This window comes from Ruegeria profundi (assembly GCF_020171505.1).
In the GTDB taxonomy this organism is placed as follows: Bacteria; Pseudomonadota; Alphaproteobacteria; order Rhodobacterales; family Rhodobacteraceae; genus Ruegeria; species Ruegeria profundi.
The window spans coordinates 30,661-44,320 of record NZ_JAIUZS010000001.1; the positions used below are offsets into that span (position 1 = coordinate 30,661).

12 protein-coding genes and 1 pseudogene are annotated in these 13,660 nt (G+C 57.5%); 11 read left to right on the plus strand and 2 right to left on the minus strand.

The features are described from left to right. Positions 1–579 (minus strand): sulfotransferase family protein, encoded by a 579-nt coding sequence (locus LCM21_RS00080; protein ID WP_224888790.1) that lies wholly within the window; start codon positions 577–579, stop codon positions 1–3. 232 nt (positions 580–811) lie between these two features. Here LCM21_RS00080 and LCM21_RS00085 point away from each other — a divergent pair, with 232 nt between their 5' ends. From LCM21_RS00085 to LCM21_RS00095, 3 genes are all read left to right on the plus strand, one after another. Further along, positions 812–1,510: a hypothetical protein gene (locus tag LCM21_RS00085; RefSeq protein WP_224888791.1), complete on the plus strand. Its 699-nt coding sequence runs from the start codon at positions 812–814 to the stop codon at positions 1,508–1,510. A gap of 415 nt (positions 1,511–1,925) precedes the next feature. Further along, positions 1,926–2,861, plus strand: coding sequence for a CE1 family esterase (locus LCM21_RS00090; protein ID WP_224888792.1), 936 nt, complete (start codon positions 1,926–1,928; stop codon positions 2,859–2,861). 98 nt (positions 2,862–2,959) lie between these two features. After that, complete coding sequence (locus tag LCM21_RS00095; RefSeq protein WP_224888793.1) at positions 2,960–5,446, plus strand: sulfotransferase family protein; 2,487 nt, start codon at positions 2,960–2,962, stop codon at positions 5,444–5,446. A gap of 427 nt (positions 5,447–5,873) precedes the next feature. Here the strand turns inward: LCM21_RS00095 and LCM21_RS00100 are convergent, their stop codons facing one another. After that, positions 5,874–6,746 carry a LysR substrate-binding domain-containing protein gene (locus tag LCM21_RS00100; protein ID WP_224888794.1) on the minus strand — a complete coding sequence of 291 codons (873 nt, stop codon included), beginning with the start codon at positions 6,744–6,746 and terminating at the stop codon, positions 5,874–5,876. A gap of 105 nt (positions 6,747–6,851) precedes the next feature. On the opposite strand from LCM21_RS00100, the gene LCM21_RS00105 reads away from it, so the two are divergent. From LCM21_RS00105 to LCM21_RS20800, 8 genes and pseudogenes are all read left to right on the plus strand, one after another. Beyond that, entirely contained in the window at positions 6,852–7,967 is a 1,116-nt protein-coding gene (locus LCM21_RS00105) for a polyamine ABC transporter substrate-binding protein (protein WP_224888795.1), read from the plus strand. 56 nt (positions 7,968–8,023) lie between these two features. Then, positions 8,024–8,911 (plus strand): ABC transporter permease, encoded by an 888-nt coding sequence (locus tag LCM21_RS00110; RefSeq protein ID WP_224888796.1) that lies wholly within the window; start codon positions 8,024–8,026, stop codon positions 8,909–8,911. A gap of 3 nt (positions 8,912–8,914) precedes the next feature. Further along, positions 8,915–9,736, plus strand: coding sequence for an ABC transporter permease (locus tag LCM21_RS00115; protein WP_068335007.1), 822 nt, complete (start codon positions 8,915–8,917; stop codon positions 9,734–9,736). Then, on the plus strand, positions 9,733–10,851 hold the full coding sequence (locus LCM21_RS00120; RefSeq protein ID WP_224888797.1) for an ABC transporter ATP-binding protein: 1,119 nt from the start codon (positions 9,733–9,735) through the stop codon (positions 10,849–10,851). Before LCM21_RS00115 ends, LCM21_RS00120 begins: the two co-directional genes overlap by 4 nt. Then, on the plus strand, positions 10,848–10,982 hold the full coding sequence (locus tag LCM21_RS20675) for a hypothetical protein (protein ID WP_263618865.1): 135 nt from the start codon (positions 10,848–10,850) through the stop codon (positions 10,980–10,982). The genes LCM21_RS00120 and LCM21_RS20675 overlap by 4 nt, the downstream gene beginning before the upstream one ends. Beyond that, positions 10,979–11,875 carry a polysaccharide deacetylase family protein gene (locus LCM21_RS00125; RefSeq protein ID WP_224888798.1) on the plus strand — a complete coding sequence of 299 codons (897 nt, stop codon included), beginning with the start codon at positions 10,979–10,981 and terminating at the stop codon, positions 11,873–11,875. Before LCM21_RS20675 ends, LCM21_RS00125 begins: the two co-directional genes overlap by 4 nt. Further along, positions 11,872–12,600, plus strand: a complete 729-nt coding sequence (locus tag LCM21_RS00130; RefSeq protein ID WP_224888799.1) for a DUF1989 domain-containing protein — start codon at positions 11,872–11,874, stop codon at positions 12,598–12,600. Before LCM21_RS00125 ends, LCM21_RS00130 begins: the two co-directional genes overlap by 4 nt. 70 nt (positions 12,601–12,670) lie before the next feature. Further along, positions 12,671–13,312: pseudogene (locus LCM21_RS20800) on the plus strand (IS6 family transposase). Positions 13,313–13,660: the final 348 nt, after the last annotated feature.

Consider the following 13,660-nt stretch of genomic DNA (forward strand, 5'->3'; position numbering starts at 1 on the left):
TTATTCCCGGTTTCGGTAAAGCGCGGGATCGACAACCTGCGCCATCGCGTGTTTGTCGAGGTCAGCCTCCAGAAATTCGGAGATTTTGGTAACCTCCTCAAATGGGTCTTTCAGGATATTTCCGTAGTCCGCCACGTGCATTTCGATGTTCTGCTGCGTCGCTACCCAATTTCGGAAATTGATGACCTCGGACTGAAACAGCTGAATGATCGTTTGGCGCTGTTCTCGGCCGCTATCCAGCCCCTCGCGTTCCAGCATCTTTTCCTGCGATCGTACGACCTCGGCCAGGTCGCGCTGCATGAATAGGATCCGATATGGTACGTCGTGCGGAAGATCATAGACGAGTTTGTAGATGATTTTCAGCGCCTTGCCGTGCATCCCCGGGACCCAACTAGAATCCTTCTGCAAATCTTTTACCGGCTCGAATTCGTAGTAGCCCAACGGATTGTCATCGTTCGGCCGACGCAATTTGTCGGTGACCGGAGGAATGCCCCCGGCTTCCAACATGCGCATCATCATGGACGTGCCAGAGCGCGGTAATCCGGAAACCACGGTCAAGAAACCTAATGATGAGTTCATCAAATTGTCCTCAGATCACTTAATACTTGGCTACTGGCAACTCGAATCCACGCCGAAGCGTGTCATGTCTGGCGATCATGGATAGCCAAATAGCCGCCTGCTTGCTAGTCTGTCAGCAGTTCCAAGTCATTTTAGGTCGTAAACATGAACAATGATTCAGCGGAAAATGATTTTGATGAAGACCAGCCTATAGACCCTGAAGCGCTGCGATCTGGCGCGGCAGGACAAGGCTATGTCGGATTCGACAGCAGTATCGGAACTCAGGGGAGCGCCAGAGGGGCGCGTCGGTTCGCAGGGGCAACGCCGGGTAGTTTCGGCAGGCAACCCCAGGGCGGTGGTTTCCAAGGCGCGGGCGGCGGCTTTGGCGGACGTGGTTTTGGGATGGGCGCGGGCGCAGGCGGTTTTGGCGGCAGGCAACCCCAGGGCGGTGGTTTCCAAGGCGCAGGCGGCGGCTTTGGCGGACGCGGTTTTGGCCCGGGCGTGGGAGCAGGCGGTTTTGGCGGTAGGCAACCCCAGAGCGGCGGTTTCCAAGGCGCGGGAGGCGGCTTTGGCGGACGTGGTTTTGGCCCGGGCGCAGGCGCAGGCGGCTTTGGCGGTAGGCAACACCAGAGCGGCGGTTTCCAAGGCGCGGGCGGCGGCTTTGGCGGACGTGGTTTTGGCCCGGGCGCGGGCGCAGGCGGTTTTGGCGGCAGGCAACCCCAGGGCGGCGGTTTCCAAGGCGCGGGCGGCGGCTTTGGCGGACGTGGTTTTGGTCCGGGCGCGGGCGCAGGTGGCTTCGGCGGCAGGCAACCCCAGGGCGGTGGTTTCCAAGGCGCGGGCGGCGGCTTTGGCGGGCAAAGTACTCCGGCTGGTCAAGGCGGTGACGACTGGGTCGGGCCGCAACAGGGCAATGCAGGCCCGGGAAGACGACGTGCATTCTTTCTTTGGCTGATGTCGCGCAGACGCGCCGGAGCGAACGCACGAGCTGGATTTGATGGGCCGCAAGGACCAGGTTCTGCGACAGAGTTTGGCAGGCAACAGGACGCCAATCAGGGCGGTGGACATTTTGGCGCGCCACGATTTGTCAGTACCCAAGCAGGATTTCGTGCGCGCGCCGCCCAAAATGGCGCGATTGATGACAACCTTCGCGGGTTCGAAGATCAGATTATCGAAGGTGACCTGGGCCCGGAGAATTGATTTTTTAGCATCGGCGGCAGCTGTGCTCTCAAATCAGCCTCTAGGCTAGATCAGGAAACGAACCAGCAGTGTCCGCGTTTGATCGGGTCCAACGTCGACAGGCACCCGAGTTGCATCGAATACATCAATCGGACGTTTCCTCGTAATGCTGGTGTATTGGAGTTGATGATATGAAACAGATTAGCAAGCTGTCATCAAGCGCCAGACTTCGAGATGCATTTCCGCGTTTTACGTTGGCGCTAATAGCGTTAGCGCTTGCGCTTTTGGCTACGCAAGCATCCGCGCGCCAACTCGATTTCAAGCTGAAGGTTGATGGGGTTACGCGTACGGCTAAAGCTTATGTTCCGGACGGTACGTCACCACAAGCGGGCTGGCCGATCATCGTGGCGTTGCACCCGGGCTTTGCTACTGGTGAAATCATGGCGAAAACGAGCCGCCTGCATTCTCAAGACGGTTCCAGCAACTACGTAGTCGTGTATCCGGATGGAGTCCGACGCAGCTGGAATGCTGGTGAGTGCTGTGCGGCGGCTCAAAGAAGGCAAATCAACGATGTCGGCTACATTCTCTCGCTGGTAGATGAAATCGGCAAACAAATTCCACACAACGGTAAAGTCTTTCTGGCCGGGTATTCAAACGGTGCTCTGATGGCGTATCGGATAGCTTGTTCAGCACCGGACCGCATTACAGCCTTTTCCGTTTACGCCGGTGCTTACACGATGAACAAGTCCAGCTGTAATCCGGCGCACACGGTGTCATTGCTCCATCTGCACGGCGAGTTGGACGCTGTTGCGCCTCTCAGAGGTGGCGAAAGTGTGATCGAGACTGCTGGGAATCGATCCTCGGTGCTGCAGAATATTGACTACTGGGTTCGCCTCGGCAATTGCGAACAAAAGCAAAGCAGTAGCTTGGTTCAGGGGGCGAATTGTACGCGCTATTCCGGTTGCAAAGATGCCAGCGAGACACTGTTCTGTGTTTACCCCGGACAAGGCCACTACTGGCCTGGCGCCAAGCCTACACGCTTCGGTGAGAATAGGGGGCTGGGACCGGCACGCACCGATATTGATGGTGGCAGCGCAATGATCCGCTTCTTTGACAAGTACAGATGATCCGCTGGAGCCTTATTATTTTTCAGCAGTCGTTGATCAGTGTTCTCTTACCACGGCTGCGCGTTGATCGGATATTTAAAGAGGTGCGAATGACGTGAATGCGTGAACCGATTTTCATTCTTGGGCCCGGGCGGTCATTCACCTCTGTGATCGGGTCGATGATTGGCCAACATCCTGAGCTGTTCGGTCTTCCCGAAACCAATCTTGCGACGGCTGATACGGTGGAAAGGTGGTATCGGATACTCCCGGGCATGGATGCGTTTCCGGCTGGTGTCCTTCGGCTTCTGGCACATTTGCATCACGGCGAACAAACGGTTGAATCGGTAAACGAGGTTGATGCGTGGCTTCGGTCGCGCTCAGGCATGTCCACCCAAGATGTTTACGAACACGTTGAGGGCCTTCTGGGACCTCGCCAAATCGTCGACAAGAGCCCCCTTCATTCGACCACAGATGCCTGTCTCAGGCGTTTGAGGCGGATCGCTCCGAACGCCAGATACATCCGCATCGCTCGACATCCGTACTCGAACGGCAAGTCCATCGTCGCGACAGAATGGTATCTTGAGGGGTTGAAGGCTTGGGGGTCGAGCGGGTGGGATCGGCGCACGAACCCGCCGACTCTTGACCCGCAATTCCATTGGCTTGATGTACACGATCGGATCGACAGATTGTTCGCGTCGCTTCCCAGCGAAAGCTACCGAACGGTCAGGGGAGAGGACTTGCTGGCCAAACCCGAACCCGTTTTAAAACAGATCGCCAATTGGCTGAATATCGACGACTCCGACCTTGCAATCGAAGCGATGTTGCATCCTGAGCGTTCTCCTTTCGCCACTGAAGGCCCCCCGAACGCCAGGCTCGGAAATGATCCGGGTTTCCTGGCGGATCCTACTCTGCGACCTTTCTCACCGCCGAGAGTGCCACTGACTGCGCGTCTGCCTTGGCGAGGCGATGGAGAAGGCTTTGTACCGGCCGTTGTAAATCTGGCGCGGCGGTTCGGTTACGCAGACGATCCCATTCCCGAGCCGGAACTCCCGCAGGGATTCAATGGGAGCTGGGGATCCTTGGTAGCTATTGAGCCGGACGGTCAGGGCTTTCCTATGGCGCACGGAAATCTGTTGGATAGTTCTTACGTTCCGTTGACGCCGCTGAGGGAAATTCGCGACATTGAAACCAAGCCAGATCCAAAATGCGGCGGGGCAAATTTTGGGGCGTACACTGCCACGGATTATGCCCTTGCGGTGTTCGACAGCCCACACGAGGTGCCGTTAGAAGCAATCGACCTTCAGACTGGCAAGGTCATTTGGCAATCTGACCTGGGTGACTTTCCGGCCATCAAGGATGGGTTGCGAGGTCGATTCATCGGCGGTGCGCTGCTTGCAAAGCTCAAGTTCTCGAACGGGCGTACGCTGCGCTGCATATTTGTAGGCAACCGCGCTGAGATCAGGTGTATTGGTCTGGACGGCAAGACAATCTGGAAACGTGAGACCGCCGATATCGTGAGTGAATTGGGCTCGACCGCGCGCGGCCATGGAACACCACGTTGCCTGCGCTACACAACGGACAACGAATTGCTGTACGGAACGCGCAACGGCTATTTAGTGAAACTCGATCCCCTGTCCGGTCAAACGATCGACCTCGTGGACCTAAAAACAAAAGTGCTCCATGAAGGAAAGGTTGTTGAGGGGCGGTTTGATGTTCGGCAGTCGATAGTTGTTCATGGCGATCACGCCTACCTTCAGGCAAAGTTTTCGCCAGAGACCGAGGTCGCGTCGCCCCAAGCACTTCCTACTGCCCTGTTTCGTCTGAAAGTTTCGCGGGCTGCGAACGGGGCTGTTGAACACTTGCCTGAATTCGTATCGGAAGAGGATGTGCCGACATATGTCGTTGTCGGCTCTGTCGGTGATCGAAAGGTTGGTGGTTCTCCTTGCGCGCGTGTTCGTGAGGACGGGAAACTCGTGATCTTCACCAACGAATACCCGTCAAACCTGCGGAACAGCCACGGAATGCGGGATGCCTTTCAGCTTAGCGCCATACGTGATGACGGAGATGCCCTTACACATCAGTGGCATTGTATACTTAGGGAAAAAGGAGACGCAAAGGTGACCGCTGCACCGGCACTCGACCCGGTAAGTGATACGCTTGTTGTTTCGAACAGAATAATGATGCACCTGTTCGTCAAAGCTTCTTACCGTGAGGGTGTCATCGCGCCAGACCTTAGCTTAGCGCCCCTAGACTGCTTGGAACCGGACATGCGAAAACACGCCACGCATGCCGAATTTGCCAGCCCAATCACGATCGCTCGTGACGAGGGCGAAAATGGGTTCGTGGCCTATGTCGGGCTCGCGGTATGGAGACCTCAGATGCGCCGCGAGTACGCTATCCTGTCCGCATTGCAAGTGCAGCCTGGTCCTCTTATGAGCGTTACCCCTCTGTGGAGCCGGTCGATCAATGTGGATGATGCCGGAAACGCACTGCCAGCGGCCAGATCCTTCGCGCAACCTGCTCTCTTTTCGGGGAAAGGATCGGGCAAACGCAGCAAGGGCATTTTAATGGGAATGCGCTTCGATGGGTTGTCGGTCTTTCGCTAGCAGTGAAACTTGCGTGAGACGGGGAGGGCAGTTCCGTAGCGTCTTGGCAAAACCAACCCATCGCCATCTCGCTATGGCATCCCGACGAGATGTTCAGGAAAATCAACGGCGAATGGCACTATCCGTGACGAGCACTGGATCACGAAGGTAAAGTCCTGAAGAGCTTTGTCACAAAAACGCAAGTCAAGAAGAGTTTAATCCTATAGCTCACCTCTTTCCGAAACGTTAAATCCGATAATCGATTAGAAGGGTAAACTGAAGACGCAAATCTCTTGCTGTTTCACTAAGTCTACGTAGCATCGGAGATGCGCGACAGCATTAACCTTAGCGACAGTTCACCCTTTTCGATCTAAGCCAGCAATGAAATCAGATAAGCGCCTGGAGGGCTTTCGCTGTCCCGTGAGATTCTTGTTTAGGCCCATTGGGCTTATATCGGTTTGGCAGCTTGCCTAACCCAATCGGCGAATTTCCTAACGCCGAGTTTGTTACGCGCCAGCGGATTGAGCACAAGAGTGTAGGCAAATCCACGCAGCATGGGACCGGGGATTTGCCGGTAGCGGCCTGAGCTCAGACCTTCATCCACAAGTGCGCTGCTGGACAACAGCAGCCCCAACCCCTGATCCAGCGCGTTAAATGCCGAACTTTCATCGCTGAAACGGGTAATGCGGTCCGACGGGAACGGTTCCCCGGCTTCCTTGAACCATTGTTCCCAGGTTGGGCCGCACATGTCCGGATTGCGCCAGCGGTACCCCAAGAGCCGACTGTCTTGCAAACCCATGTCCGGAAACTCCGCCAGGCCGACGGGGACATAGTGGTCACAGAACAAAACTTCCGTTTCTTCGTTTGTGGCGTCCTTCGAACCATATCGGATCGCCAAATCCAACCGGTCAGTCCGCAAGTCCAAAACCTCATCATCGGTTTCAACCTCGACCCTGACCTCGCCGTGCTTGTCGAAGAAATCTGCCAAGCGCGGAACCAGCCAGCGTTCTGCAAACGCATGCGTGGTCGTGATCCGGACCAGCGACTGTTCGACGTCTTTGTCGAGCATCTCGAACGCCTCACCCAAGGTATCAAATGCCATCTGCAGCTTGGGGGACAACTCCTGCCCGGCAGTGGTGAGCGTGATCTGGCGGGGGCGACGCTCGACCAGCTGGAAGCCGAGGTAGGCTTCCAAGTGCCTGATCTGGTGGCTGACGGCGGTGGCAGTGACGCCCAACTCTTCCGCGGCTTCGGCAAAGCTAAGCCTCCGAGCGACTGCCTCGAAGGCGCGAATTGCGTTTAGCGGCGGTAGCTTACGCATGGTATCTCTCATTTGCGAAAAAATATCTCAGCATGGCCTGAGGAATGGTCATTTGTTTTCTTGCCCGCTCTTTCTGAAACTCGTGAGATGAAAAAGGAGGAAGAGATGACACACAGCATTATCACCTCACGGAGGCGGTTGATCAAGGGGGGGCTTGCTGCCGCGGCAGTGCTCGCCAGCCCAACCGTTCTGCGCGCACAGGGTCAACGCGAGTTGTCGATGCTCACCTGGGCCGGCCATGCCGACCCCGACGTGATCGGCGCATTTGAAGAAGCGCACAATGTTCGCATCCGCGCCAAAGAGTATGTCGGCGGTGACCAGATGCTGGCACAAATTGCACAGTCTCCAGCGGGAACTTACGACGTGGTCCTGGCGGATGCGGAATATGTAGTGCAATTGCAGCAGGCGGGTTTCATCGAGCCGCTGGCCGCCGAGGACTACCCGTTTGATGACTTCTTTCCGGAGTTCCAGAATTTCCGGGGCCACTGGTTCGGCGGCGAACCCTATGCGGTTTTCCTACGGTTCGGTTTCCTTGGGCTTTCCCACAACCGCGCCGCGATGAGCGAAGCGGAAGCCCGCAGCTACCGCAGTATGTGGGACAGCCAACATGAGGGTCGGATCGGCCATTTCGACTGGCATCTGCCCAACCTGGGTGCGTTGAGCCTTCTCAATGGCAACGCGGCGCCGTTTGACCTCAACGAACAACACTGGACGGAACTGACCGATACGATGATGTCGCTCCGGCCTCAGGTGCGCGGGTTCTATGATTACGGCGGCATGTTGTCCGCGCTGCGTTCAGGTGAGGTTGCCGCGATCCCCGGAATCGGCGACTGGATCACCGGTGTGCTGGCCCGCGATGGTGCTGATGTCACCACGACCATCCCCGAAGAAGGCGGCCTGCAATGGACCGAGTCGCTGTCGATTGGCGCAGGCTCCAAAAATCAGGATCTGGCCCGGACCTTCATCCAATACATGATGTCTCCGGAAGGACAGGTGAAAACCGCCACGCTCAAGGCCTATCCGGCCATGATTCCCACAAAGGCGGGTTGGGCTCGGTTGAACGATGAACAACCGGGCGAGGCACAGCGCCAGAACATGGTGTTAAACGGGCCGAACGCGCTGGATGAAATCCGCGCCGGGCGTATCCGTTTGCGGGAACTTCCGGTGCAGCAATCGCTGGAAACCTGGAACGACGCCTGGACGCGCTACAAAAACGCCTGATGTAGGTCTGGCCCCTGCTTTGTAGCGGGGGCCGCAGCCCTATCGGAGATACCGACATGACTTTCCCTGCTATCCCGGCCCGTAATTCGGGGCGCCGGTACCAATCCCTGTTCCAACGCGCTTGGCAGGCCCTGTGGGTGTTGCCGCTGCCCGTCTGGCTGCTTTTGTTTTTTGCAGTGCCGCTCGGCTTGCTGGTGGCGATTTCCTTCTGGTCGGTGGTGAATTACCGGCTGACACCGGACGCAACGCTGTCGGCATGGCGCTATGTTCTGGGTCTGGATTTCCTCTGGGCCAGCTTCTGGCGCAGCTACGGGCTGTCGCTGTTCAGCGCGGTCGCGATTTCGCTGTTGGCCTTTCCAGCGTCCTACGCGATGGCCTTTGTTGCCACTCCGCGCCAGCGACTGATCCTCTTGGGTTTTGCGATTGCACCGTTTTTTACCAGCTATCTTGTCCGTATCTACTCCTGGCAGGTGTTCCTTGCCGAAGGCGGCGTGATCTCTTCCATTGTTCAGGCGTTTGGCGGAAATGGGGAAAGCCTTCTCAACACCTATTTCGCGTTGTTTATCGGCCACGCGACGCTGGCGTTGCCTGTCGTGCTCATCCTGCAAACCATCGCGCTTGCCAATGTGGACCGGACCGAAATCTCTGCTGCGGCCAACCTTGGTGCGCGACCGGGCGCGATCCTGTTTCGCGTCATTCTACCGGCTGCCCGGCCCGGTCTGACACTGGGACTGCTGTTCGCCTTTCTGCTGTCATATGCAGAGTTCGTCAGCGCAGCCTACTTGGGCGGCGGCACTTTTCAGACACTGCCGATCCTCGTGACGGACCTTGTCCGAGCCGGTCAGCAATGGCCACGTGCTGCTGTTGTATCGCTGCTGATGATTGCCAGCCTGCTGGTCACCGCCTTCGTAACCGTCCTCTGGGCGTACCGCGAGAAAGGATAAGATATGCCCCCGCATTTAAAACATTCCTTGCCAAAAGCCTTCTGGATCGCCGGGCTCGCAGTGGTCTTCCTGCTGCTCTACGCGCCGATCCTTTCAGCGGTCCTGTTCTCCTTCAGCGCCGACCGCTTCCCGAGCCTTAATATGTCTGGGTTCAGTACCGAATGGTATACGCAAGTCCTAACAGACCGCGCCATGCTGGAGGCCCTTTGGAACAGTCTTACGGTTGCCGGGCTCACCGCGTTGATCGCCACGGCACTAGGCTTTGCCGCAGCTTATGCGGACTACCGCTTCAGGTTCTTTGGCCAGAAGGCCGTGTTGGCCCTGGCTTTGCTGCCGCCGACGGTACCGCTGGTCATCCTCGGGCTGGCCATGCTGGCCTTTTTCTCTCGTATCGGTATCGCAGGCACGCTGATGGCCGTGGTCGCCGCCCATGTCGTGATTGCAGCACCCTTTGCGATGGCGATATGCCGGTTGCGGTTGGCACAGCTGGATGAGACGCTTGAGATTGCAGCACAAAACCTCGGCGCGCAGCCGTATTCCGCGCTCATCCGCATCGTGCTGCCGCATACGCTGCCTGCCATTCTTGCCGCCTTCCTCATCACGTTTGCCGTGTCGTTCGACGAATACGTGATCTCATGGTTCACGGGCGGGTTGAACCAGACCATTCCGGTTGCGGTTCTCAACACGCTTCAGGGTCAAGTTGACCCGACCATCCACGTTATCGGCACAATGAGTTTTTCCGTGACGCTGACACTGGTTCTGATCGCCCTTGCCGTGGTCCTGAGCCAAAGCGGCGGTGCCATGTCCAAGGAGGAGACACAATGACCAACGCGCATCTGAAATTGGACGGGCTTGCCAAGTCCTACGGGCGCTTCGTCGCCGTCGAAGAGTTTTCGCTGGATATATCCGAGGGGGAGTTCATTGCAATCATGGGTCCGTCAGGCTGTGGCAAAACCACGACCCTGCGCATGCTTGCCGGCCTTGAAACCGCAAACCGCGGCCAGATCACGCTTGCGGGTACTCGGATCGACCAGTTGCCCGTGTGGGAGCGGGAAACACCTCTGGTCTGGCAGAGTCTGGCGCTGTTTCCCTTCATGACCGTGCGTGAGAACGTCGAATTCGGACTGAAGATGCGCGGGGTTTCCCGGGCAGAACGCCGACGTCGCGCCGATGACTGGCTGGAGCGGCTGGGCATTTCCAGCTATGCGGATCGCAATGTCGCGCGTCTTTCAGGTGGTCAGCGCCAGCGCGTCGCCCTGGCCCGCAGCCTTGTGCTGGAGCCCAAGGTGCTGCTTTTGGACGAACCGCTCTCGGCCCTCGACGCCCATATGGCGATCAAGATGCAGGGCGAGTTGAAAAAGCTGCAACGCGAGCTTGGCATCACCTTTGTCTATGTCACCCACAGCCATTCCGAGGCCTTCTCGCTTGCTGACCGCGTGGTCATCATGAACGCCGGTCGGGTCGAACAGATCGGAAGCCCCCAGGATATTTTCCTGCGCCCCCGCAGCAAGTTTGTCGCGCAATTCGTCGGCGGGATCAGCCTGCTGGAAGGCCGTGTGTCAGACAAAGAGGATGGCAAACGCTTTCTCGACACACCGGACGGCAAAGTCCGGCTTGCCCCCGGCGCCGGGCTGGCTAAAGGCGCCACGGCGGATCTGGCCGTTCGGGCGGACAGGATCTCCGTTACGGTTGAACCGGGCTGGGGCGAAAACGAAATCGCCTGCACTCTGATCTCAGAGGAATTTGCCGGGGCTGTCGTCAATTTGCACCTAGAAACCGCGTCGGGTCACAGCCTTGTGGCGCAGCTTCAGCAGCGGGATCTGGAGCAGTTGGACGCAAGCATCGGGGCGCGGGTCTATGCGTCTTGGCACCCCGACGACGGTTTTCTGTTGGAAAGTACGCGACAATCGGGATCGAGCCCCAGGGTGAGGGCTGCATGAGGTTGGTTCTCGACGATACCCTGGGCGCTCTGCACCGGACAGGATCGCAGGCGCTCGACAGCGACCGCCGATTGCTGGCCACTGCGGCCATGGTCGAAACACTGCTGATGCAAAAGGAAACCTTGACATGATCCGCAACCCGATCCGATGGCCGAACGGCGCCCGCTGTGCCTGTGCGATTACGTTCGACGTGGATGCCGACAGCCTGATCCACATTGCCCGTCCGAACGACGGGCACCGCCGTCTTTATCCGATCAGCATGGGCCGCTATGGCCCGAATGCCGGTGTACCGCGTATTCTTGAAACCTACTGGCGGCTGGGGCTCAAGCAGTCGTTCTTCATGCCCGGCTGGGTGATGGAACAATACCCCGAGACGGTCGAGGCGATCATGGCCGGTGGGCATGAGATCGGCCACCACGGATATCTTCATGAAGATCCTGCCGAGCAGAGCGCCGATGAACAGACCTATTGGTTCGAGCGGGCGCTTGACGTTCACCGCAAGATGACTGGCAACACCCCGCGCGGCTATCGCGCCCCGGTCTACAATGTCACGCCTGAAGTGCTGTCGCTCGCCGTGAAGCATGGACTGACCTATGAAAGCTCGATGATGGCAGATGATCTGCCTTATCGGATCGACACCGCAAACGGATCTCTGTTCGAATTACCGGTGCATTGGGGCAGCGATGACTGGCCACCTTTCGCGCATTTTGACGAGATCGGTTACAAGATGTCGGTGATGTCGCCGCGCCGCGGGTTGGAAGCGTCGTTCGACGAGTTTGAGGCACAATACGAGGCCGGAGGGCTCTGGATCGGCATCTGGCATCCGTTCCTGACCGGGCGGCTGGCTCGCTGGCGTGTGGTGGAGCAGTGGCTCGAAGATGTGCTGGCGCACCGTGACGTGTGGTTTGCGCCGCTGGAAGAGATCGCTGCCTATGTCGCAAAGCTGGAAGCCGAAGGGTCTTGGCAGCCGCACCGTGAACCGGCAGCCCCCTACGGTCATCCCGTCCTGCAGGAGAAAGAATGATGGATATCGCCTATCCGCCTTTTGATGCCGCGCGGCCCGATGGTGAAAACCCCAGCGCTCATGAAACGCTGGCGCCTGATGGCCGTCTAAGCCCGGAAAAAACCTATACGATCCCAGCCCGTCAGGGGCGGGCAATTCGCGTACAAAAAGGAGAGCTATTGTCGGTCATCAATCGCGACGGCTGCCAGATCGGAGACTTCTGGGCTTTTGCCGAAGGCGATTGCAACGAATATTTGTCGATGGAACACTTGCGCCCCACGCTGCGCTGCATCTCGCCTCACCCTGGCGATGCGCTGGTGACCAACAGGCGCCGCCCGATCCTGACTTTGGTCGAGGACACCTCACCCGGTGTTCACGACACACTTGTCGCGTCTTGCGATATTCACCGGTATGCCCAACTTGGGCATCAGGGATATCACGACAATTGCACCGACAATCTGCGCATGGCGCTGGCGGCAATCGGTTTGCGCCCGTCATCGGTGCCGTGCCCGCTGAACCTCTGGATGAACACGCCGGTCGTCGAAGGGGGAGCGATGGAGTGGCGGGCCCCAGTCTCTGCCGCTGGCGATCATGTGCTATTTCGTGCGGAAATGGATGCCGTGGTGGTGATCTCCTGCTGCCCGATGGATCTTTTGCCCATCAATGGCGAGGATGCGCAGCCGCGCGCGTTGGAGGTCATGCTACACCGCATTGGTGGATCAATCACTCCGCGCAAAACCGTTTGACTGGAAAGGGTATTGTCACATTAACTTTCGTTCGGTTGCTTATGCCCGCAGTTGGGCGTAGGTGACACCGATGAAGTCATCGCCTTACAAACGCCATCAGCTTCCTCTTCAGATTATCGCGCGCGCGGCGTGACTATACGTTCGCTTCAATCTGAGCCTTCGGGAAGTTGAGGCGTTGTTGCTGCGGCGCGGGATCGATGTGTTTTGCGAAACTGTACAGCGTCGGGTCATCAAGTTCGGGCCGGCCATAGCTCGAAACTTCCGGCAGCGGCACGGCCGTTCAAGTGATATCTGGCATCTGGGTAAAGTCGCCGTGAGTATCTCAGGTCGCCAGCATTGGCTTTGGCGCGCGGTCGATTAGAGTGGCGTCGTACTGGACGAAATCCTCCAATCGAAACAGGACAAAAGGGCGGCAGAGAGGTTGTTGCACCGCCTGATGAAGCGACTTGGTTTCAGTCCCAAGCGGTTCATCACGGACAAAATGCGTTCATATGGCGCCGTCAAGCGAGTGGTCGCGCGGGGTTTGGACCAGAGGTCGTGCAAAGGTCTCACCAATCGAACTGAAAACAGTCATCTCCGTTTCCTATAGCAAGAAAAGACAATGCAAAGTCATCGCTCTCCAGGAGGGTTGCAAAGGTTTGTGGCGACCCATTCAGCCGTTGTTAGTTGCTTCAATGTCCCAGCTTTCCGCCGCTCAGCCTTAGCAATCTGATATCACCGCCTCGCGACCCTTGACGCCTGTTGTGCTTCTACTTGAGCCGCTTAAAACCGGACATCAGCATTTCTCGGTGATCCAAGGTAGGGGAGCAGCGCAAGCCATCCATGCACTCGCAACTGACCCGAACCACCCGATGGGGGGCAAACCAAACTGGTGTTTAAAGTTTCGTATCGAACTCTACCAATGCTTGTACTTTTTGCTTTAGGTAAACAATAACTTGTCCAGTCCCAAAATCGAGCACAATACGGAAATATTACCAGCGTTCTATCGTCATCTGCGCCACATTTTTGCCTTAAAGAAGCGCCCAAATTTAATTGTTTGAATGTAAAAATTTTTGACGCA

What these genes read in the sequence shown, in the direction of transcription:
- LCM21_RS00080 (WP_224888790.1), bottom strand. Translation starts at nt 579, where the DNA reads ATGAACTCATCATTAGGTTTCTTGACCGTGGTTTCCGGATTACCGCGC.
- LCM21_RS00085 (WP_224888791.1), top strand. Translation starts at nt 812, where the DNA reads ATGTCGGATTCGACAGCAGTATCGGAACTCAGGGGAGCGCCAGAGGGG.
- LCM21_RS00090 (WP_224888792.1), top strand. Translation starts at nt 1,926, where the DNA reads ATGAAACAGATTAGCAAGCTGTCATCAAGCGCCAGACTTCGAGATGCA.
- LCM21_RS00095 (WP_224888793.1), top strand. Translation starts at nt 2,960, where the DNA reads ATGCGTGAACCGATTTTCATTCTTGGGCCCGGGCGGTCATTCACCTCT.
- LCM21_RS00100 (WP_224888794.1), bottom strand. Translation starts at nt 6,746, where the DNA reads ATGCGTAAGCTACCGCCGCTAAACGCAATTCGCGCCTTCGAGGCAGTC.
- LCM21_RS00105 (WP_224888795.1), top strand. Translation starts at nt 6,852, where the DNA reads ATGACACACAGCATTATCACCTCACGGAGGCGGTTGATCAAGGGGGGG.
- LCM21_RS00110 (WP_224888796.1), top strand. Translation starts at nt 8,024, where the DNA reads ATGACTTTCCCTGCTATCCCGGCCCGTAATTCGGGGCGCCGGTACCAA.
- LCM21_RS00115 (WP_068335007.1), top strand. Translation starts at nt 8,915, where the DNA reads ATGCCCCCGCATTTAAAACATTCCTTGCCAAAAGCCTTCTGGATCGCC.
- LCM21_RS00120 (WP_224888797.1), top strand. Translation starts at nt 9,733, where the DNA reads ATGACCAACGCGCATCTGAAATTGGACGGGCTTGCCAAGTCCTACGGG.
- LCM21_RS20675 (WP_263618865.1), top strand. Translation starts at nt 10,848, where the DNA reads ATGAGGTTGGTTCTCGACGATACCCTGGGCGCTCTGCACCGGACAGGA.
- LCM21_RS00125 (WP_224888798.1), top strand. Translation starts at nt 10,979, where the DNA reads ATGATCCGCAACCCGATCCGATGGCCGAACGGCGCCCGCTGTGCCTGT.
- LCM21_RS00130 (WP_224888799.1), top strand. Translation starts at nt 11,872, where the DNA reads ATGATGGATATCGCCTATCCGCCTTTTGATGCCGCGCGGCCCGATGGT.